The sequence below is a fragment of the bacterium genome, assembly GCA_040755755.1.
Lineage (GTDB): Bacteria > SZUA-182 > SZUA-182 > DTGQ01 > DTGQ01 > DTGQ01.
The window spans coordinates 1-20,435 of the sequence record JBFLZW010000052.1 but is presented as its reverse complement, the minus strand read 5'-3'; the positions used below and the strand labels follow the sequence as shown (position 1 = coordinate 20,435).

The 20,435-nt window shown below is 50.7% G+C and carries 16 protein-coding genes and 1 tRNA gene; 5 read left to right on the top strand and 12 right to left on the bottom strand.

The window, feature by feature from the left end; translation table 11 throughout:
* On the top strand, positions 1-350 hold a 350-nt coding region (locus AB1611_15690), incomplete at its 5' end, for a UDP binding domain-containing protein (protein ID MEW6381032.1).
* Between the two features lie 226 nt (positions 351-576).
* Positions 577-1,311 (top strand): MBL fold metallo-hydrolase, encoded by a 735-nt coding sequence (locus AB1611_15685; protein MEW6381031.1) that lies wholly within the window; start codon positions 577-579, stop codon positions 1,309-1,311.
* 243 nt (positions 1,312-1,554) lie between these two features.
* Here the strand turns inward: AB1611_15685 and AB1611_15680 are convergent, their stop codons facing one another.
* From AB1611_15680 to AB1611_15655, 6 genes are all read right to left on the bottom strand, one after another.
* Positions 1,555-2,055: a GspH/FimT family pseudopilin gene (locus tag AB1611_15680; protein MEW6381030.1), complete on the bottom strand. Its 501-nt coding sequence runs from the start codon at positions 2,053-2,055 to the stop codon at positions 1,555-1,557.
* A 2-nt stretch (positions 2,056-2,057) separates the two neighbouring features.
* Positions 2,058-3,146 carry a pilus assembly PilX N-terminal domain-containing protein gene (locus tag AB1611_15675; protein ID MEW6381029.1) on the bottom strand — a complete coding sequence of 363 codons (1,089 nt, stop codon included), beginning with the start codon at positions 3,144-3,146 and terminating at the stop codon, positions 2,058-2,060.
* Positions 3,147-3,183: 37 nt separating this feature from the next.
* Positions 3,184-5,349 (bottom strand): Ig-like domain-containing protein, encoded by a 2,166-nt coding sequence (locus AB1611_15670; protein ID MEW6381028.1) that lies wholly within the window; start codon positions 5,347-5,349, stop codon positions 3,184-3,186.
* A gap of 110 nt (positions 5,350-5,459) precedes the next feature.
* Positions 5,460-5,843: a type II secretion system protein gene (locus tag AB1611_15665; GenBank protein ID MEW6381027.1), complete on the bottom strand. Its 384-nt coding sequence runs from the start codon at positions 5,841-5,843 to the stop codon at positions 5,460-5,462.
* Between the two features lie 282 nt (positions 5,844-6,125).
* On the bottom strand, positions 6,126-7,352 hold the full coding sequence (locus AB1611_15660; protein ID MEW6381026.1) for a DegT/DnrJ/EryC1/StrS family aminotransferase: 1,227 nt from the start codon (positions 7,350-7,352) through the stop codon (positions 6,126-6,128).
* A gap of 119 nt (positions 7,353-7,471) precedes the next feature.
* Positions 7,472-8,515 (bottom strand): FemAB family XrtA/PEP-CTERM system-associated protein, encoded by a 1,044-nt coding sequence (locus AB1611_15655; protein MEW6381025.1) that lies wholly within the window; start codon positions 8,513-8,515, stop codon positions 7,472-7,474.
* A 665-nt stretch (positions 8,516-9,180) separates the two neighbouring features.
* On the opposite strand from AB1611_15655, the gene AB1611_15650 reads away from it, so the two are divergent.
* A complete protein-coding gene (locus AB1611_15650; GenBank protein ID MEW6381024.1) occupies positions 9,181-9,492 on the top strand; it encodes a hypothetical protein in 312 nt (103 codons plus the stop codon).
* 62 nt (positions 9,493-9,554) lie between these two features.
* Here the strand turns inward: AB1611_15650 and AB1611_15645 are convergent, their stop codons facing one another.
* The 3 genes from AB1611_15645 to AB1611_15635 form a co-directional block, all read right to left on the bottom strand.
* Positions 9,555-11,597: a protein-L-isoaspartate(D-aspartate) O-methyltransferase gene (locus AB1611_15645; protein MEW6381023.1), complete on the bottom strand. Its 2,043-nt coding sequence runs from the start codon at positions 11,595-11,597 to the stop codon at positions 9,555-9,557.
* Between the two features lie 305 nt (positions 11,598-11,902).
* Entirely contained in the window at positions 11,903-12,529 is a 627-nt protein-coding gene (locus AB1611_15640) for a hypothetical protein (protein MEW6381022.1), read from the bottom strand.
* Between the two features lie 542 nt (positions 12,530-13,071).
* On the bottom strand, positions 13,072-14,319 hold the full coding sequence (locus tag AB1611_15635; GenBank protein ID MEW6381021.1) for a sulfotransferase: 1,248 nt from the start codon (positions 14,317-14,319) through the stop codon (positions 13,072-13,074).
* Between the two features lie 265 nt (positions 14,320-14,584).
* Between AB1611_15635 and AB1611_15630 the strand changes: the two genes are divergently transcribed.
* Positions 14,585-15,904 (top strand): adenylosuccinate synthase, encoded by a 1,320-nt coding sequence (locus AB1611_15630; protein ID MEW6381020.1) that lies wholly within the window; start codon positions 14,585-14,587, stop codon positions 15,902-15,904.
* A gap of 120 nt (positions 15,905-16,024) precedes the next feature.
* Positions 16,025-16,097, top strand: a tRNA-Lys gene (locus AB1611_15625).
* A 17-nt stretch (positions 16,098-16,114) separates the two neighbouring features.
* Here AB1611_15625 and AB1611_15620 read toward each other — a convergent pair.
* From AB1611_15620 to AB1611_15610, 3 genes are all read right to left on the bottom strand, one after another.
* Positions 16,115-17,212 carry a tyrosine-type recombinase/integrase gene (locus tag AB1611_15620; protein MEW6381019.1) on the bottom strand — a complete coding sequence of 366 codons (1,098 nt, stop codon included), beginning with the start codon at positions 17,210-17,212 and terminating at the stop codon, positions 16,115-16,117.
* A 179-nt stretch (positions 17,213-17,391) separates the two neighbouring features.
* The gene (locus AB1611_15615) at positions 17,392-17,955 is read right to left on the bottom strand and encodes a hypothetical protein (GenBank protein ID MEW6381018.1); all 564 of its coding nucleotides are present in this window, start codon (positions 17,953-17,955) and stop codon (positions 17,392-17,394) included.
* Between the two features lie 12 nt (positions 17,956-17,967).
* The gene (locus AB1611_15610) at positions 17,968-20,271 is read right to left on the bottom strand and encodes a hypothetical protein (protein ID MEW6381017.1); all 2,304 of its coding nucleotides are present in this window, start codon (positions 20,269-20,271) and stop codon (positions 17,968-17,970) included.
* Positions 20,272-20,435 lie beyond the last annotated feature (164 nt).

The window sequence follows — 20,435 nt, the reverse complement described above, 5'->3', positions numbered from 1 at the left end:
GCCTGAAAGGGGCACGGGTGCTGGTTCTGGGGATTGCCTACAAAAAAGATGTTGACGACCCGCGGGAATCCCCATCCTTCAAGGTAATCGAGCTGTACCAGAGCAAGGGAGCTGTCGTGGACTACAATGACCCGTATGTTCCTGAGCTTCCCAAAATGCGGCATCATGCTCTGAGCATGAAATCCGTTCCGCTCACTGAGCACACGGTCTCTTCCTATGATGCCGTGGTCATCGTGACCGACCATTCTGATTATGACTACAAGTGGCTGTACTCTGTGGCTAAACTGATCATTGACACCAGAAATGCCTTGCGCGTTTCGCTGAAGGATGAAAAGGTCGTAAAAGCATAGTACAACGGGGGGAAGAGTCAATATATTTTCAAAGAGTTTCGGCACTTCTCTCTACCGGACACTTTTGAGGTAACAACCGCGAATGAACGCGAACTGAACAAAGGGGACTCGATAATGAAGGCAAATCAAAAGAATTTATTAGCGTCTATTCGTGTGCATTCGCGGTTGATTAATTGAAAAAAAAGTGTCCGGTAGCGAATAAATTATTAAGAAATGGAGATCTTTGATGAAAAAAATTATATTTTATATAATTATTTTCTCTGCACTCTTAACCTTTTCTTCTCTCAGTCACAGCGAAGATTCCAAGAAGATTAATCCTGAACAAATGGTCGAGAATATCCACTGGTTAGGACAGGCTACGGTTAAAATCAACGCTGACGATCAGGTAATCTATTTTGATCCATATCAAATTAAAAAATCTGATAAGGCTGACATTGTTTTTATTACGCACAAGCATCCCGATCATTTTTCTCTGCCGGATATTTCTCAGGTCACAACGGAAAACACCGTGTTGACAGTTCCCAAAGATTGTGCACAGGACCTTGAAAAAGTAAAAAAATCCAAAGTTATTCTCCTGGAACCTGGAATGAAGACCACCATAAATGGTATCCTCGCAGAAGCTGTGCCGGCTTATAACCTCGTAAAGACAAAGTATCATCCCAAAGGAAATAAATGGATGGGATATATCCTCACAATACATGGAGTGAGAATATATCATGCGGGGGATACAGAGAAGATACCGGAAATGAAGAATTTCAATTGTGATATCGCCTTGGTCCCTCTTGGACAGACATATACGATGAATAATATAAAGGAAGCCGCAGATTCGGTACTCGACGTTAAGGCAAAAATTGCGATACCCATTCATTATGGTTTGTATGAGGGAAAGAGCGATGACGCCAACGAATTCAAGAATATCCTCAAAGATAAGGTCAATGTGGTCATTAAGAAACAGGAATAAGTAGAGGCGATTCGCGGGAATTACACAGCCGGTCAAATAATAGCCCCCTCACCCCAGACCTCTCCCCCAAAGGGGGACGAGGGAGTGGAGGAGGGCTATCCCCTCTAAGAAAGGCATCGATCACATGGAGGGTGGGGCTGCTTTTTCGCCCCACCCAATACCGCACGCGATCTCGTGGTCGAGCCTAACGGGCTGTGAATTTAATGTTCAGTTACCGGCCTTTCCCCGCCGAAAAAGCTGCTGCTAATCCCAGGTATCATAAACTTTAACCCCTCCTGCCAGGTTAATGACGATCTTTTTTTTGCCTCCATCACTGTTCTGAATCTTGATCGTCGAGACCGCTGAACATAACCCCTTTGGATTGAAAACCGGATCCTGGGTTACGCTGTTGATATCGATATTTTTTTGATAATACAGGTTGGAACTGTCATGCAGCCTTCTTTCCAGATCAACCAAAGTGCCTGGCCAGCTCGATCCTTCTGATTTATTGCCTTCTTCTATCCGGTAGCTTTCCGCAGAGGCATCAAAGCTCAGCCGGTATTCTTTGGAGGTTGTGATTGAACGCATGCGGGCAAACTGCAGGTCATTCACCAGATTCTGAGCAGTACTGTTGAGCCTGATTTGAGGCATCATGTGAACGATGCTTGGCCCGCCAAGAGTAACCAAAATTACAACTATCGAGGTAACTATCAGGACTTCGGTCATCGTGAAGGCGGCCTGATGGGATAATAACCGGGTGTTCATACTCATTCCTCCTTCCAACTGACAACCTTCAGGGGATCGCCGGCATTATTGATGACCTTTTTCACCACATCGGCTGACCATTGGATATCCGCATTTCCCCTGATTTCAAAATGGTTCGGAGTCAGGACCGCTCCGGTAACCTGGAGGCCGCTGACTCCACCGCCGGTCTGGATAAGGTTGTTGCCCAGAACGATGACTATACCGTTCCAGTGAAGCTGTCCCGAAATATGGAGGTCACCGGTGACCACCAGGATGCCATAGCCGTATTTATCTCCCGCAATGGTTTGATTCCCGTTGATGTAGACTACCTTGGTATCCGTCTCACTCCCGATAGTGACTGTCGTACCGGTCGGGATGCTGGTCATGTCCGGGGGAAGGTCTTTGTAAAAATTGGCCATGGCCACAAGATCAATGGGATCGACATCGTAGTCAACCTTGTTGGGATCTGCGGTAAAAAGCTGGGTCTGGTCCACCTTCAGAGGGTTGGTCGCGCTGACGTAGGGATTTGGCGTAGTAACACAGGGAACACTGCCCTCGTTCGAGGAATCGCCATCACTCGCCCAGGCAGGAGAGACGGAATCACCCCGGATCGAGTTAGCGTTACCCTTGGTCTCTCCCGAGCCGCAATAAACCGGCGATCTGATATCACCGGCACTGAAAATGCGCTTCATTTCAGCCACGATCCGGCGGTTGGCGGTTTGCGAGGGATCCTTTCCCTCGGAAGTTATGGTGTAAGTGCGGTTAGCGGCATCATATGTAGTATGGTATCGATATTTGAACAGGTATGATTGGGTGGTCGATATCCAGTTGGGATCGCCATCCTGTTCTATAACAGCCGTCCCGGATTTGATTTTGGCCATACCCTCGGCTATTCCAGCCTCACAGTCATAAAAGGCCCGAACGCTTTTCTGGTAGTTCTGACTGATCTTGTTTTCCGTGGCCGAATTGGTCAAGGATGCTGTCCCGATCGCAAAAAGAGCCGCCATCACGGACAGGACGATAACCATGGCCATTCCTTGGTTATCCTGACAAAGCCAGGCTGCCTGAAAAAGCCGCAGGACTCTTCCCGGCAATGATCTATACTCAGTCATTGGCTTAAGTCCTCCTTTGAAATTGCAGTTCCCTGCCTTACGGCCCGTTGCTGACCACAACATTGATTGATGCATCTGTGGAGCAGTCATTGGCATCCAGGGCTTTAACGGTTATGGTATAGGATCCGTTAGCGAGCGTTAATGTATTCCAGGTGTAGCTCCAGGTAGCGGTCCCCTCAGCCAGTATCCAGGGTCCGCCATTGATTTTTAACTTCACCCATTCCAGGGACTGGGTGGAGCTTGCCCATCCATAAATGGTGACAGCTCCGGCGACCGTATCTCCAGAGGATGGGCTGATGATGGTGACCGAGGGTGGATTCGGGCAACTTGCCTGAGTGATCATGATGCTGGTATTGCCGCATATGTCTATGGCTTTGATGCCGAAGTTGGTGTATCCAAGCGGATTGTCAAGGGTCTTGGTAGTATGGCCTGCCGGATTTGCGCTGTCCAGCAGAATCTCGGCACCATTAAACAAGGCATAAATATGATATCCGACGACATCGTCATCTCCCCAGCCATTCGCTGGATCATCGATCGATGTCGTCCAGTTGAAGGTCACCGTAGTGCCCGCAGGGGCAGCGGAAAAGCCGGTCGGCCCGACAGGAGCATTGCTGTCAATTACCGTAGCGAATGCTTCACTGGAGCCGGGACTTTCATACCGCAGGTCATATGCCTTGACCACATAGTAATAGGTGTTGCAGGCAAGGTTGATATCCTGGTAAGTATAGTTCTGCGTGGTCCCGACATTAATATTGGGGTCACTGGCTATCAGTGTATAGGGACCGCCGGACGTGGTCCCCCGATAGATGCGGTAGGCCACGACGTCACATTCCGGATTACCGACCCAATTGAGAGTAATCGAATGGCCGGGGATGGCTGCATCATTGATGTCGGTGGTACTGACGCTGGCTGTCAGATTCGCAGGGGTTGACGGGGGACTGGTATCGCTGATGGTTTGCTCTGCGGAATAGGCGCCCAGGCCGCCGGCGTTGACCGCTGCTACACTGATATAGTAGGTGTTGGTTGTATAATTGGCATCTCGCAGAATCTCGCTGATGTTGAGCGAGCAACTGGTAGTGTTGCCCGGATAGGCTGTGTAGAACCGGGTGCCTGGTGTGGGAGCATAGGTGACGACATAGTCGGTTACCGCACACTCGGAAGTGAGGGTTTGGCCTTTAATGTTCCTGGTAGCTGCCGTCCAGGCGACCTGGATGTTACAGGGCGTTGATGAATTAAGTCCGGTCAGAGAGGTTATAACCGGTGTTTCTGCCGGCAGGCAGCTTGACTTTACGTAGTTCCTCAGCCGGAAGTCAGCCAGCAGCTCGGTCCGCCGGTATCCATCCGCAGACACTTTGGCGAAATCACCCCTGCTTGCAGTGCGGCTGATCAATTGCAGCTTGTAGCGCGGGGGAGCATACGGTATGATCTGCATGTCCTCCACGTCTTCGGCCACATCCGCGTAGTCGGTATCGTTCAGCTTTCTTTTAAGCACAGGATGTCCTGCCGTATGATGCTCATGAGATGGATCGTTGCCCTCATTGATTACGGCATAGGTCACTACATTGACTTCCCTGATGGGTTCACCGGCAGGATGAGCCTCCGCCAGCCCCTGATTTCCATTCGCGGTGGGGTTGGTATCGATGGTCAGGCAGTTGCCCGAAACGCCGGTAATCCTGGCAAATTCGGTATGATCACCGAGGCGGATGACATCGTTGATCCTGAACTTGGTACTGCCGGAAAAACCGGGAGCATTGGGATCAAGGGTAATCGTTGTGCTGCCGCTGGCTGCATCGGCTACCAGGGCATTCTCTTTGAGGTCCGCGATAAAGAGGGTGATCATGTCAGGATTCGTACCTTCACCCTGGGTAATTATCGGACAGCTATTCGAAGCCAGACTGACAGTAGCAGGGTAGGTGGGCAGATATTCACTGGAAACCCAGTCGGAGAGTGATCCAAGATAATCTGATTCCAGAACCTTGTAACCGGCATGACGAAGGTCCCTGAGCAGGATATCCACGGAAGCCCGTGTGCCTTGAGACATCTCGATCAGCTCATTCTCATCCTTGTAGGCTTTTTTCTGGGAAAGCATCATCCCAAAGGCTGCCGAAAGAGCAAGCAGCAGGATAGCGGTGGCAATCAGCAATTCCACCATGGTGAAGCCACCGGCATCGAAGGAAAAAATCGGCTGAACAGGTTTAGTCATAAGACATACCTCGTTATTAAGGAGTCAGGAGTCAGGAGACAGGAGTCAGGAGTCAGGAGAAAAGCTTTTATTCTGAATGCTGACTCCTGACTCCTGTCTCCTATCCAAAATCATATATCTGCAACCATGGTCCGCATGGATATGCTCCGGAACCTCATCAAATCCTTCCACCAGACCAGTACCTGGACCACCTTGGTCCTGGGCACCGGTCCTGTGCTGACGCCCACATAGCGATTGAAGATTCCTCCGGACAATCCTTTCTCATTAATATTGACTTCAATACAATTGACCACCGCATTATAGCCCAGGGACCTCATTTCTTCTATTTTCGCCTGACAAAGATTGGTCGCTATACTCACTTTCCGGGCTGAAGCCCTGTTCCTGGCTATGCTGATGATGACACTTTCCGTTCCCAGCAGGGAAATGGCCAGCACGGTCAGAGCGATCATCAGCTCGATAAGAGTAAAACCTTTTTCTGAATGGAATGGATTCACGGCTGTCAACCAAATTCTCCCCGGTTTTAAGAACATGGTATTTTTTATCCTCCCTTCTTTAATTGATTTTTTTACCTGGATTGTTTTTCTCTTGGTTTCAATAAGCAGCATAAGTCATTCCGCAGAGACAGCTAAAACAGGCTTTCCACTTCTCTCTGGATAATACGGTGATTTATCGCTGCTTTTCAACTTCATTGGTCAGCTTTGCAGAATAGGGCCGAATACAAAAGCCGTCTTTGATTTCAAAATTGTCTTTACGCTGATTACAATCTTGTGATTTGATTACTCTTTTGTAATTATTTCCCTGAATAAGGTAATCAGGCGGGCGATGCGCCGCTGATCTGCCAGAGAAATCAGGGGATGGGTGGGAAGGGTGAGGAGGGTCCTCGCCAGCCTGCTGGCTGCCGGATAATTGCCACGGGATACCTGGCCCTTGAGCTGATCAATGCTGTCGATTGAATCCGGGTACATCCGGCTGATACCTAAACCGAGGTGCCGCGCTTTTCGATAAAGCTGGTCCCGCTGCTTCGTATTTTCCAGGATCAGGGGAAAGCGCAAAAGGGGCACGGCTTCTCCATCATGATCCTGGCCGGTCTGCGAAGGAGAAAGCCCGGCCCCGGCAAGCAGCCTGCGGTAGCATTGCGTTCTCTCAAGCCGGGACTGGTTCAGTCTGGCTATTTTCTGCTTCCAGCCTCGCATCAGACCACACTGAAATCCGCTCATCCGATGTAAAGCGAATCGGGTGGAAAACTCGGTCTGGCCCAGTTTGAGAAATGGCAGATGATCCGGCAGCCAGTAGAGGGAAGGGCGCAAAAAGCAGGTCAGGGCTATGGCCTTGGCCAGCAGGATCGCTTTTTCCCTGAAGCCGCAGACAGGCAGATTCTGATACTCTCGCTGCACGGCCGCGGCCAGATCGGGATTTCGGGTAAGGATCACTCCCCCCTCGACCGCGCAGATCACCTTTCCCCGGCCAAGGCTGAAGAATCCGGCATCTGCCCTGGTGCCAGCCGGTTTCCCCCTGGAGAAGGTCCCCATGGCCTGAGCAGCATCTTCCACCACCCATATCCCCCGTGAACTGGCAAGCTGCAGACATCGGTCCACATCCGCCGTCCTGCCCAGAAGATGATTGACGACCAGGCAGAGTGTCTGGTCGCTCACCTGGGACTCAAGCCGGGAATAATCGAAATCCAGAGTCTGGGGATCAATGTCGCCAAGGTTTACTGACAGCCCTGCCTTGACGACGGAAGAGGCCACCGAATAACAGGTATAGGCAGGAATCAGGACCATGCTCTTCTGTGGTGAAAGACTGTGCATCGCCTTCAAGATCAGGGTAAGGGCGGCTTTGCCCGAAGATATCAGCCAGCAGTCAGGTACACCGAAATAATCAGCCAGCTCCTGCCGCAGTCTGTCCACTGCCCGCTCCTCACCGAACCATCCCTGCAATCCTCCGATGATATCCCGAAAGGAAAGCGGGGCTGCCGTCGGAGGAAGAGTCCGCCGAATCCACATGATTCCTCACCCTTGCTTCTGCCTCACGACTCCTTTTCACTAACCGCCGGGCACTGATCACTTCCCCTTGACTCCCGACTCCTAACTCCTTCTTCACTGATCACTGGCCACTGACCACTCTACGGCATCCCCCTGGCCAGCAGGGGGCCAAGGGCCCGGCTGAGAGGCAGGGGCATCCTTTTCCACATCTGGATGGCCAGATGGTACCGGGGATTTTCCGGATGGAGCGCCGGAAGGCTCTCACCCTCTCGCAGCCAGTAATACCAGTACAGGGGACGGGGTTTTGCCCCCCATTGCTCTTTGAACCTGTATGTGCCTGAGCCTGGAGCGGAACGGCCAAAATCAAAAAGTCTGTATCCTGCATCGCACGCATACCGGAGCACTCCCCAGTACAGGAGCATATTGGCACAGGAGGAATTGTACTTGCGCAGCGAAGATGCCCAGGGGATTTCCAGGGTCTGCTTGAAACCAAGAACCAGTCCTGATGCCAGTGGCTCTGATCCCTGGTAGACCGTACAGATTCTGGCCCGGTCTGAAAAGGTGGTCATGATGGCCTGGAAAAATTCTTTTCCCTGAACCGGCGTGCCAAGGTCCCGCATGTTTCGGGAAAAGACCTGATAAAACGACGACAGTTCTTCCTCGACTCCCTGGCGAAACTCCAGGTCCTGCTTTTCCCCTTTTCGTATCTGATTTCGCAGTTTGGCAGAAAAACCCTGCCAGAGATTTGACCACGAATCAGGCAGGTCAAGGAGCATAGCCACCCGGTGCTGTTTGACCGCAAGCTCCCAGGGATACGTTTGTGCCTGCCGCAGCTCAAGGTGCGCGGCCCCGGTTGATCGGGCAATCTCCATCCCTTCCCTGATCAGGGCCGTCTGCACCTCCGGATCATGGGCACACACTCCGCCATAGTTAAAGCAGGGCAGAGAGATGAGGCGGGAGCCAAACAAGAAGCTTTTCAGATGAATCATGGGCAAAAGCCCGACCAGCGTGCCCCCCTCTTCTGCGTACAGGTAATAAGCCGGATGGCCGAGGCTTGTCTCCAAAACCTTCTTCCAGGCCGAAAGATGATAGAGACTGGAGTGGGAAGAACCCTGAACATAGGCATCCCATCGCCCCTGATCGCGGTCTTCAAAAAGACGAACCCTTACCTTCGGTCTGGCCATAATCGAGTCTTTTTCCCCTTCTCCCGGCTATTCGTGCCTGCCTGGTATAAGGCAAAGATTTTACTCTCAATAACACAGATAAATCGGTATTTTGGATGATATCTATTACGCTATTTTTGAGCTTTTTTTGTACTTTTTTTGTTGTAAAAAGTAGTATCTTCCTTTCCCTTATTCCGATCCTTAAGCAGGTCCCAGATAGTTCAGAATCTCCTGTCTGTCCGCTGTACGGACTGGGAGGCTGTACGTTAGTCGTTATCTTCGGCTGTTCCCCAGGAAGGGGCAGTCAAAGCTGACTCCGTGCGGCTGAACAGAAAGGCGGCGGTCAAGGAGAGAATGAATTACCTGGGACCGCTGTTTTTCTCCCCCCTTCCTGTTTCACCTCTGGCTATGCCAGCTTCCATTTGATAGAATCTGGAGAGAAGAAAAGTGGTCAGTGGCCAGTGGTTAGTGGTCAGTGATTTTACCGGTAACTGATAACCTCTTCCGCTCATATGGGATAAATGGCACATATCCGATGCATGTATTAATGATCTCCCGCAGAGACGCAAAGGCGCAGAGAATAACCGAAAATGATATCCTCTGCGCCTTTGCGTCTCTGCGGGAGAAATACCAAGTACATGTAGGGTGGGGCTGCTTTAAAAGGGAAGGAAAGGAGATGAAAACAAATGAAGCGGTATTTCCCCAATGCAGAGATAGTGCGGGTTATGGTTGGCATTCCCGCCGGGCACAGGCACCTTCGCACGGTCATTGAAACCTCAAGCGGTGAGCAATTCCTCTTTCAGGAGGCAACAATGGCTAATATAGTCAGAGCCTATACCTTGATCAAAACCCATCCGCGAAGAAAGGCGATAGAATTGCGGCTTGAAAGGCTTGAAGACAAGAAACCCCGGTATGCAGCGTTTCAGTTGCTGGAAACTGACCGGGACGAAGAATCGATCAGCAGAGAGCTTGCACAATTCCCGGAGAACGGAGAGTAAAGAGCGGCTCCTTACCCCACGGCAAGAGAGGGTTCAGGGGCGGACGTGGACACTCTCCCGGATTAAGCCCTGAAGGGAAAGGTTTCGGGCATGCCTTTGCCTGCATCGGGGCTCAGCGGAGTGACAGCCCTGGTTTCATCGAACCAGATATATTCATCGAACTGCCGGGGAAGCGAAGCCAGAAAGTAGTGGCTTTCGAGTTCGGTTTCAGGTCGGTAAATCACGCCGATGGCGCGCTCAAGCCGCTGTCTGAGCAGCTCTTTCCGGACCTGGTCCCGGACCTGACCCTGGCTCTGACTTTGACCCTGGCTTTGAATCCGGCTCTGGGCTGAAGCAGGCTTGAGGGGCAGCAGGAAGGCCTCGGTCCCCGAATGATGGCAGAGCCATTCGTAGCTTTTCGGGTGTGCAGGCAGGATATTCTTGACCTCCAGCGGTCCATCCCAGTCAGAGGCAGCGGCCACGGTGCCGTGGTCCGTGCCAAAGCCGATCAGATAGGCTCCGTTGCCAAATTTTGCCCGGCACATCTGCCCCAGGTTGTATTCGCCCCTGGCTGCCATCTCGGTAGCGGAAGCATCGCCGATGTGTGAATTATGGGCCCAGACTACGGCCCTGGACGAAGGTCCGCGAAAGTTGAGCAGGATATCCAGAGTCTCGAACAGGTGACTGTCCCGGAGGTTCCAGGAGGCCGCGGAGCCGTAATACATGAACCGATAATAGCGCTCGGCATTGGCTATCAGCCGGGCCTTTTGAACCACGCTGAGGAAATACTGGCCGTTGCGGGCAGCATACTCAAGACGCTTTCTCATCAGGTCCTGCAGCATGACCACCACCTCCTGCTCGCATTCCCGGTAGCGCCCGCTTAAAGCTGCCGCGCCATAGGCAGCCGGGTCCCGCTCCCAGGGCAGCAGGCATCCGTAGCGATGCCGGGCTACCCTCGCCGTCTCAGGATCGACATTGTCCAGGCAGGTGAGCGCAGCCGCAATGGAGGTGTAAAGGCTATACAGGTCAAGCCCATAGAAGCCAACGGACCGCTCCGGGGATTCGATGGTCTGATTATACTGCCTGAGCCACTCGATAAAGCTCAGCATCTGGGTATTGGCCCACATCCAGGTGGGGAAGCGGGAAAAAGGCTTGTCTGCCGGAGCAATGACCGGGGTATTGCGCACATAGTGGTCGATCCGGGCAGCATCGGGCCAGTCAGCCTCCACAGCCACGATAGTGAAATCCCGCCGGGTTATGAGCTCCTGCGTGATTCGGGCCCGCATCTCGTAAAATTCGGCTGTGCCATGGCTCGCATCTCCCAGGAGCACCACCCGCGCATCGCCGATCCGCTCAAGAAGCCCGCCAAGGTCTGGCCGGACGATGGACAGGACAGGCTCGGCAGCCTTGCGGATGAGTTCGGGCAAGGATGGACGGGGAGGCGCAGATGGCAACTCATGGCTGCCTTCGTTCCCCGGCCCTTCCCATCCGGCAGCGCCGATGAGGGGTACAAACTGAACAGAGCCAAGCCCCTCCTCCTGATATTCATATTCACTGATCCTTCGCACCCTGACAAGCTCCTGGAGGCGTGGCGTCGGGCCTACGGGAATAACCATGCGGCCACCCACGGCCATCTGCTCACGCAAAGGATCGGGGATATCCGGTCCACCGGCAGTTACCACAATAGCGTTATAGGGTGCATGCTCAGGCCAGCCAAGGGTTCCGTCACCATGCAGGACATGGATATTGGCAGAGCCGAGCTGCTGAAAGCGCTCCCGTGCAGCCTCGGCCAGGTCATGGTAACGCTCCACGGTGTAGACCTCGGCAGCGATCCGAGCGAGAACCGCTGCCCCGTACCCCGATCCGGTGCCGATTTCGAGAACCCGGTCACCGGGTGAAAGCTCCAGTTTCTCGATCATCAGGGCTACCATGTAGGGCTGGGAGATGGTCTGTCCTTCGCCGATGGGCAGGGGAGTATCCTCATAGGCAAATTCCGCCATCCCCGCCGGTACAAACTCCTCCCTCGGCACCTTCCGCATGGCATCGAGAACAGCCTGATCCAGGATCCCACGGGCCATCAACTGATTTTCCACCATCTCTTGGCGAAGCATACGATAATCTTGCATGAGATAATTTTCATCCATTGAGGTGCTGCCAATGAATAACCTGCTCCCCTCTGCTTTTCTCTATCTCTCTTTATTTTTCTCTGGGGACCTCTGTGCCTCTGTGTCTGGTGTGGTATCTTTTGTATTTGTATTTATAACTGATTGGTTATATCGGCCGAATCCGGCAATGGCCCTACCTGGCCGGATATTTTAAAAGCCGGGAGGACTTATCCGCCCACTAAAAAAGGCGGGGTTTTCCAACCCCGCCTTATCGTATGGGCACAGGCATCTGTGCCGCAGGGGGCTCCCCGCCACTGCCCCGGAGATTAAACGAGAGACAGGTCAAATATCCCCTTGTCAACCAATGCACCACCAAAACCGAGAGTTACCGTGTAGGTTCCGATCATGGTTGTTGGCGAGGTAAGAAAGCAGCTTAAAACGATTGCATATCCGCCGGGTAAGATAGCATTTAACTCAAAAGTCGTAGAAAGAGGCAATACCCCTCTCACATCAAACAGGGTGTCGGTATACCGGCTTCCTATGAGGATGCCTGTACCGCTTATTGATTGCAGGAGGGGATTCTCGATAAGCTCCAGGGTCATGGATCCAGAATGATACAAGATAATAAAGGCTATAAAGGTGCTCTGCCAGGTCCCCACCCAGAATCCGGCCTGGGCTGCGGTGCGTACAGGAAGAGAAGATGCCGCAGGAGGCGGAAGAAGCATGGCGGACAATGGGGAGGGAATCGGGAGAAAGGGATTGATCACCGGAAATGAAACCAAAGGTGCCGGGAGAGGGTAATAGGTTGGCAAGCCTGATGCAAAAAGGTATGGATTCAGCACCTCGGGAGGCGGATAAATGAGCGGATACTGGGCCTCGCTCAAGGAGGCGCAAGCCAGAGAGATGAGAATGCAACTAACTGATAAAACTAATACTTTCTTTACGCTTTTCATAGTTGAAGAACCTGCTTGTTGATTTATTAATAGTAATGGTTATCGTAAAATCTGCCCACACAAAAAATCATACGGGAGGAATGTTTTGGGACCTGATCCTGGCAAGGGCAATAAAAATCAGGTGACGGCGGGCTTCTACTCCACCGGACCTGATTATGCTTCCAGTTCTCCGGATAGGATAAGGGTTTCATATCTGCAAGCTCTTTTTCCCGATGCCTGATCGGCATCAAACGGGGCTCTTTAATTCTTCGTGGCTGGGGAAACAGTCCTGGTTTTCCTGGGGAATCTTGCCTGTCGAGTGTTCAGTGGGAGCAGGAGCAGCGCATATTTGAGATGGTCACTGATGAAGGTAACAAGAATTGAGATAAAAGAATGCCTGGTGTCTCTTTATATTATATTGTATTGGGTGATGGCATACAGAAGCAAGACTAAATTGAATTTTTTCTGTATTTCCCTGCCTGCTGGCAGCACAGACAGCGGTGTCACGTTCAGGCAACCGTTTTACTTATACTGCACATGGGTTAGAGGAAAGGGGAAGGCTGCTACTCCTGCCCGACGTTGAACTTTTCCCTGTAGGCTGCAAACCTTGAGGCTATTGCTTGTCGATCCAGACTGAACTGATCCAGTGAGTAGCGGTGAGACCCATGCTTGAACTGCGGGTTTGCAGCCAGCCATTGCCTCATGCCCTTTTCCATGCAGGGATCAAAATCATAGCTGAAATGGGTATATATCTGCCGTACTACACCGATAGGATCAGTAACAAGATCCCGGTAATGAACATCATAGAACTGGCCGGGACTGGCTGATTCACGCACCTGCATTGCCCGGTCAATGGCTGTTCCACACAGGGACAGCCCTCTTTCTCCAAGGCACTTCAGGTCAAGCCGGTTGCTGCTCAAGGAGATAGCCATTGCCGAAAGACTGCACAGCGAAGGGACAACCTTATGGGGATCACGATGGGTCTGGACCAGGCAGGCATCGGGAAAAACTGTCAGGAGCGCATTCAGAGAAAAGAGATGGGCAGGTGACTTGAGCACCCAGTGACTGCCCGGACAGCGCCATTGAAGAAGCTGCAATTGACGGCGATAATACTGGTACGCGGGAACCATGTCATGCTGGAGAAGCCATTCGGTGTAATGCGGCACATTGGTGTACAGCACGAAAAGATAGCTTGTAAATCCGTGCTGAAACAGGAGGATGCACTCTTCCGGCCCGGTCGGATCGAAGGGATGAATAGAGAATATCTGCGGAGCACAAGCGAAAATCCGGTTAATTTTCTTGCTGGCTGCTGCAATCCGGCGGTCGGTTTTCCGGCCCTCCGGGGTTGGTGGCGGTGATGGCTGCATAAGCTCCCAAGTGCGAGGTACCCGGACAGTGGGGTCCTGGGCAAGAAGGTTATGAAGAAGCGTGGTCCCGGTCCGGGGAAGTCCGACTATGAACAGAGGCCTGCATATCGGGGTTTCCAGGATCTGTGGATAACGGTTACAGTCATCCTGGATGCGGAGTCTGTTGGATAGCAATCTGATGCAGTTCTGCCGCACGCTGATTCGTCCAAGAAAGCTCAGATCAGCCTCTTGGTTATAAGAGTCGAGCAGAATCGTGAGCGGGGTAAGAAAATCCTCATCTCCCCAGTCAGATAATCCGGTTTGACGGCAGGCAGCCTTCAGCAGAGACTCTGCCGATAAATTGATAAGGGATATCCCCAGCCGGTCCAGGGTTTTCCCTGCCCGGTTAATGAGCCGGTGAAGCGGGGGGAATTTAAGCTGGTTAATCGTTGAATCCGCTGGCACTCTGTCTTCCTTTCTCTGAGATTTATATCGGACGGATGGAAGAAAATGCCGGAGCCCTCTCAGGTTTTTTATGCTGCCGAGGTCGCCCCCGGTAACAGTTGAGACTTTTCTTAAAATGTCCAATAAAAACTGGTACTTATGAAAGTCAGATAAAAAAATTTGACAAATATTTATAAAAATGATATAGATAAAAGGTTTTGGCTTACGTTTACTTTTACCATGTGGTACAACTTGACCGAACCATTACTTGTATGGTGGAGCGAAAATGGCTAATATTATAATTGTAGGAGCTCAATGGGGCGATGAGGGGAAGGGAAAAATCGTCGATATCCTCTCTCGGTATGCTGATATTATCGCCCGCTTTCAGGGGGGACACAATGCAGGACATACCGTTCACTTCGATAACAAAAAGTTTATTCTGCATGCGATCCCTACCGGTATTCTTCATCCCCGGAAAATGTGTATCATTGGAAATGGCGTGGTAGTGGATCCGGCAGCCCTGATTCAGGAAATCGAGGAGTTAAAAAGCCAGGGAGTGGAAATCAATCAGAGCAATCTGCAGCTCAGCAAGCGTGCTCATCTGATTATGCCCTACCATAAGGCCCTGGATCTGGTGCGGGAAGAAAAAAAGGGAGAGGGCAAGATCGGAACCACCGGCAGGGGAATCGGGCCATCGTATGAAGATAAAGTGGCCAGAACCGGATTGTGTGCCGGCGATCTGCTTTTTGAAGAAACCCTGCGGCAGGGGCTTCAAAACAACCTTCATGAGAAAAACTTCCTCCTGGAGAAATTTTTCCAGACATCGAGCATGTCGCTCGATGAGCTCCTTGAGCAGTACAAGGGCTATGGTGATCGACTGAAAGGTTTTCTCAGTGATACTTCAGTCATCATCAACCAGGCTATTGCCGAAGGTAAAAATATTATCTGCGAAGGGGCACAAGGCACCATGCTCGATGTAGATCATGGCACATATCCATTCGTCACCTCTTCAAATTGTGTTTCCGCCCAGGCCTGCACCGGCTTGGGGTTTGGACCCAAATGCATCGACGGCGTTATGGGAGTGGTCAAGGCTTACACCACCCGTGTGGGTAACGGCCCATTCCCTACGGAGCTCAAGGATGAAACAGGTGAAACAATCCGCGAGGCGGGAAAAGAATACGGTGCAACCACGGGCAGACCCAGAAGATGCGGCTGGTTTGATGCCGTGGTTCTTCGGCACGCGATTCGAATCAATGGATTGCAGACTATCGCCCTGACCAAGCTGGATGTTTTGGATCATATGAAATCCCTGAAAATTTGCACCGGCTATCGATGGAAAGGTGAAACTTTCCGGGAATTCCCTTCTGAGCCTCAAATCCTCCAGGAAAGTACTCCCCTCTATGAAGAGATCGACGGCTGGCAGGAGACAACTCACGGTATCCAATGCTATGAAGACCTTCCGCAAAAAGCCAAAGATTATATCAACTGGATACGTGATTTATTGAATATCGACATTTCAATGATTTCGACCGGCTACGAGAGGGAAAAAACCATCTTTGTCAAAGGCTCTCTGCTTGATCAATGGCTGAATATTGGTGCTGATTAAAAAAACATTTTCATTTCCTGGAAAATATTGACAATTGAAGCAAAGTCTATTATAATTCACCCACTTTCAGGGTCGCGAATAGCACCAATAAGCAACAATTACCAAAAACAACGAGAAAAAGGGCCGTTAGCTCAGTCGGCAGAGCATCTGCCTTTTAAGCAGAGGGTCGCTGGTTCGAATCCAGCACGGCTCACTAAATAAATCAAGGGGTTAGCTCCTAGGGCTTAACCCCTTATTTTTATCCGTGTGAGAATCCGTGTGAGACTTTTGTCTGGCTTGTTCATAAACAGCCATTGCCAGCCGCTCCTGCTCACCTATACTATGCAAATATATTTCTGTGGTCTTCTGGTTTTCATGTCCCAGGATTTTTTGGATCCTCCGGATAGGGACATTATTGTTATCCATAATTGAAGCGCCAGAATGCCTTAGCGGATGAAACCTGAAATATTTGACCCCGGCCTTCTTGCAGAGAGTCTTCATAAACTTGTGCCTGTTAAGGTACGGACCATGCTTCATCGAACCTGCCCTTCTGCTCCAGTAAGTATGCCAGAATACCCAGGGCTTTGTCATGTCCCTCTGGAAATACCTCTCTGAGAGCACCTGATGCAGTTTCTCAGTCATAGGAACTTTCCTTGGAGTCAGGTGACCGCCCTTTTTCTTCCGGGTGTAGAGGATCACAAAGCGCATCTCTAAATTGACATCGTCCCAGCTCATGCGATTGATCTCGCTCATCCGGCCCATTGTCTCCCTGAGCACCCAGAGATAATCCTGAGTGTCCGGGTCAGCGGCTTCGATCACCCTGTCAATATCCTCAGCAGGCGGCACATACTTTACCTTCTTCTCTTCAGGAAGAAATTCTATCCCGTCTACTGGATTGCAGCGGATAAGTCTCTTTTTCTTGCCGAAATTGAAAGTGGCGCGAAGGTCCCGTATATTCTTATTGGCAGTGTAGGCTGAAATCTTTCTTCTTATCTCAAGAATATACCTCTGGACCATGTCCTGGGTGATTTCACAGCACGGCATTTTGCCCCATCTTTTCACCCATCCCTTTGACAGCCACCGGTAATCCCTGTAATGGTCTTCTGAATTATACGCTTTCACATAGTCCAGCCTAATGTTCACCAGGTCCAAGAATACCATGTCGGTTGGGGTCTCTATTATCGGTTTTGGATTGTTTATCTCCTCCTTTTTCCTCGCCTCGGCCTCTTTTACTTCCCGCTTGGTCGAGAACCAGGTATCCGTGTACCTTTTTCCGTTCAGGGTGAAGTCGTACCTCCACCCCTTCCCTTTGACGAAATATATGCTCATGGAGTTTCTCCTTTCCTGGAAAAAACAGAGAACCCCCGAGCTTCCTGCCGCCCAGTATCTTCCAGTTCTTGTAAACCCAGCTTAGGCTTTTCCTGAGATATTGGGCGACATCCTCAGGGCGCATTATATATAATTCGTTATCTTCCATCAACGTAATCCTTATAGAACCTGGCTTCCGGCTAATACACCCACAGGTTCTTATAGCGAATGAGTGTATCTATATAGGCATAGACTACCTGCTTGTAGGAAAGGGCCATCTGCTCTACAGGGATAAACTGGAACGGCTGAGGTGAAAAGTTCATGAGCCTTGACTTAAGCTCTCTCATCAATTCTATGATTTCGTGAATGTTCAGCGGATCAACATATTTATCAATGATATACTGGAAATACGCCTGCTTCTGTTCCTTTTTGAAACCGTCGCAGACCCTGTCGAGGATACCTTGCATGCCGCCCATGGTCCCGCTCAAGGCGCAATAAACTGCCGTGTCAAATCCCATCTCTGCCTCAAGAAAGCTTTTTGCCCTGCTTAATGCCAGTTCAGGATAAATGGTAGATCCGGCAGGGCCTATGACCGCCATGTGGTGTTTCACGTAAGAGATCAGTTCTAACTCAAACTCCTGGTGGCTTTTGACTACCGAGCTTTTCAGCAGGTATTGGCCCCTCGCAGTGTCATGGGGAACCTCAATCTTTGCAATCAGAACCTTTGGATGCAGATGTTTCATTACATCATCAAACCTTGACATAATTTTATCCTCCTAAAGCATGTCAAACATCAGTCTCTTTTTCTTTTCTGCCGGTTTTTTATCGTGGCAAAGGTAATATTTCTCGATACAGTTTCTCTTTATTTCCTCGCTGCAATCATCAGGATTTGCCATCGGTCTTGGGGTATTTACCTTGACGAGCCTGTCTTCAGCATAGGCCAGTGCCTGGAAACGCTGAAGCGATGTGAATTCAGCGGAGGGTATTTTGAACTGCTTTGCATAGAAATCAGCATCCTCCTGTCTCAGCCGCCAAAGGATCTTGCTGGCTGTAGTTGAAATTACATCCCGCGACTGGCCGAAGAACTGCCCCAGGTACTGGTTGCTGTAGATGATTCCAAGCCCGAATTTCGCGGTCTGGCTTATCTCCATGTCCATGTCAGAGGGGATAAGGTATGCTTCATCCTTTACAAGAAGGCATGGCTTTCTCTGGCTGAAAGGCAGGCTTGCCCTGGAAAAAATATTTTGAAGGATGAGGCTGTTCAGCAGGCTTCCCAAAAGGCTGCTTCTCTGGCGGCCAAGGATAGACGCGCTAAGATTAATGAGGCCCAATTTGCCTGACTCGAGGATATCTTTAATCGATATCTTATTCTCTTTCCCCTCCATTGAGAAAAATTGCAATGATTTGTCGTCTATGAGGAGATGCGAGAGCCTGGCGCTTACGCTTGCCCTGTTCTCATCAGTCAGGGCGCTTATCTCGTCCAGGAAATCAGCGACTATCGGGTTTTTTATTCTCGGCTTTATCTTTTCCCTCATTGCCTTTCCTTTCTTTGATGAAGAGAAAAGAAGCCGGACATCTATAAGGCTCAGGTCCGGCAGTGTAAAAAAGAGGTAATACAGTGCGCAAAAATAGTAGGCTAACTTGTAGCCGTAGTACTTATCTCCTGTGCTGGTTATGTCCTTCATAGATGTGCTCATGTCATCAGCAAGCTTTCCTGCGTATGTTTTTGAAAGGCTAAGGTTTTCGCGGATATTGATGCACGGTGTCTCATCAAGCCCGAAATTGACCCAGACAACATCGTCGATATGCTCCCTTGGAATGCTCCTGAGCAGGCTGTCAACCAGATCGCCCGCAGGGTCGAGAAGAAAGCATGCCTGCCGGTTCTTCAAGCTCTGTAATAGTAAACTCGCGAGGAGACTGCTTTTGCCCATGCGTGACTGGCCAAGGAGGTGGCAGTGGGGGTAGTCCATCTGTTTTGGCAGGTACACTTCGAGAGAGCTTTTCCCGCATGCCCAGGTTCCTATCGAGATACTGCCTTCTGATTTCTGCGGCCTGCTGGCGGTAGGCGCTGATGCAAAAATCCCGTTGAAGTTTTCATCCTCGAAAATCTGGTAAGGGATATGGAGACAGGAGCATAATTCCGGGCTGTTGAGCAGGAACGATGTATGGTAAGAGACCCTGCTGTTGTACAGCATTTCCGCTATCTGGTCCTGGGAGTAGCTATCCAGGATCCTGAAATGCCTTTTCCCGTAAGTATAGCTGGCTATGAACGCCTTGACTGAGGTGATGAGACTTTCATCAGGCAGGATGATGCGGAAAACAGCGCCGTAAAAATTCTTGAACTCGCTGGACTTGAATCCGAGCCTTCTCGACTCCTCTGATACCTGGAGGCTTGGCGGAATCTGGCGGTCTATGGGAAGCGCGGATTGCCATGCTGTATCCACGGCACGTTCAATGATGTCGTGTGTTTCGCCCGGAAGCGGAACGAAAACCACCTGGTAAATTCCGGTGGATTCCTTGTCTATGTTAAGCAATATCTGCGGGATAAGGTTCAGGGGCGAGATGACAAAGGTCTTGTAGGATGTCATGCTCCTGTAGCATGGCCCTTCAGGAATGAAGTCCATGCAAAACATGCCCTCTTTATAGGGGGCGGGCTCCGGCTCGCCTATCTCTGTGAAGCTATGAGGGAAAAAGTTCCTGACAGCGGAATCGATGGTTGCAATTTCATGCTCGCTGGCGCAAAACCTGCATACAAACTGTTCCCTGTTACCCCTGATCTCGAAAGCGGCCTGTTCCCGGATGCTGTGGATGGATTCGAGAAGCTGGCATGTCTTGTCCAGGTATTGCACGCTATTATCAGCATTATAGTCGGCTCTTGAGGGATATACGTAAAGGACCTTTGACTTCTGCTGCTGTAACGGCCTGCCAGCCCTGAATATCGCCGGGGTTATGTCAACCGGCTCTTCATGGAGAACAAGGCATTGCCTGTTGAGGTCCGCATCAAGAAGCTCCTGCTGGGATTGCCTCTTTAATGATTCAGCGATATGGTATCTTATGAACGGCAGCACTTCCCCGGGCATGGCTTATTCCTTCTGCAGGATGGCAAGGTTTGACTTGGGTAGTGTAAAATGTTTTGTGTAAATTTTTGAGGGGTAGAAAAATAAAGCGCTTTTCCTTTACAATGGGTTTTAATCGGAATAATCACCAAAGAAAGGAAAAGCGCCATGAAATTAGAATTAAGTGT

Excerpts from the sequence above, each read along its gene's own strand:
- AB1611_15685 (MEW6381031.1), top strand. The coding sequence starts at position 577 with ATGAAAAAAATTATATTTTATATAATTATTTTCTCTGCACTCTTAACC.
- AB1611_15680 (MEW6381030.1), bottom strand. The coding sequence starts at position 2,055 with ATGAACACCCGGTTATTATCCCATCAGGCCGCCTTCACGATGACCGAA.
- AB1611_15675 (MEW6381029.1), bottom strand. The coding sequence starts at position 3,146 with ATGACTGAGTATAGATCATTGCCGGGAAGAGTCCTGCGGCTTTTTCAG.
- AB1611_15670 (MEW6381028.1), bottom strand. The coding sequence starts at position 5,349 with ATGACTAAACCTGTTCAGCCGATTTTTTCCTTCGATGCCGGTGGCTTC.
- AB1611_15660 (MEW6381026.1), bottom strand. The coding sequence starts at position 7,352 with ATGTGGATTCGGCGGACTCTTCCTCCGACGGCAGCCCCGCTTTCCTTT.
- AB1611_15655 (MEW6381025.1), bottom strand. The coding sequence starts at position 8,515 with ATGGCCAGACCGAAGGTAAGGGTTCGTCTTTTTGAAGACCGCGATCAG.
- AB1611_15650 (MEW6381024.1), top strand. The coding sequence starts at position 9,181 with ATGAAGCGGTATTTCCCCAATGCAGAGATAGTGCGGGTTATGGTTGGC.
- AB1611_15645 (MEW6381023.1), bottom strand. The coding sequence starts at position 11,597 with ATGCAAGATTATCGTATGCTTCGCCAAGAGATGGTGGAAAATCAGTTG.
- AB1611_15640 (MEW6381022.1), bottom strand. The coding sequence starts at position 12,529 with ATGAAAAGCGTAAAGAAAGTATTAGTTTTATCAGTTAGTTGCATTCTC.
- AB1611_15630 (MEW6381020.1), top strand. The coding sequence starts at position 14,585 with ATGGCTAATATTATAATTGTAGGAGCTCAATGGGGCGATGAGGGGAAG.
- AB1611_15620 (MEW6381019.1), bottom strand. The coding sequence starts at position 17,212 with ATGAGCATATATTTCGTCAAAGGGAAGGGGTGGAGGTACGACTTCACC.
- AB1611_15615 (MEW6381018.1), bottom strand. The coding sequence starts at position 17,955 with ATGTCAAGGTTTGATGATGTAATGAAACATCTGCATCCAAAGGTTCTG.
- AB1611_15610 (MEW6381017.1), bottom strand. The coding sequence starts at position 20,271 with ATGCCCGGGGAAGTGCTGCCGTTCATAAGATACCATATCGCTGAATCA.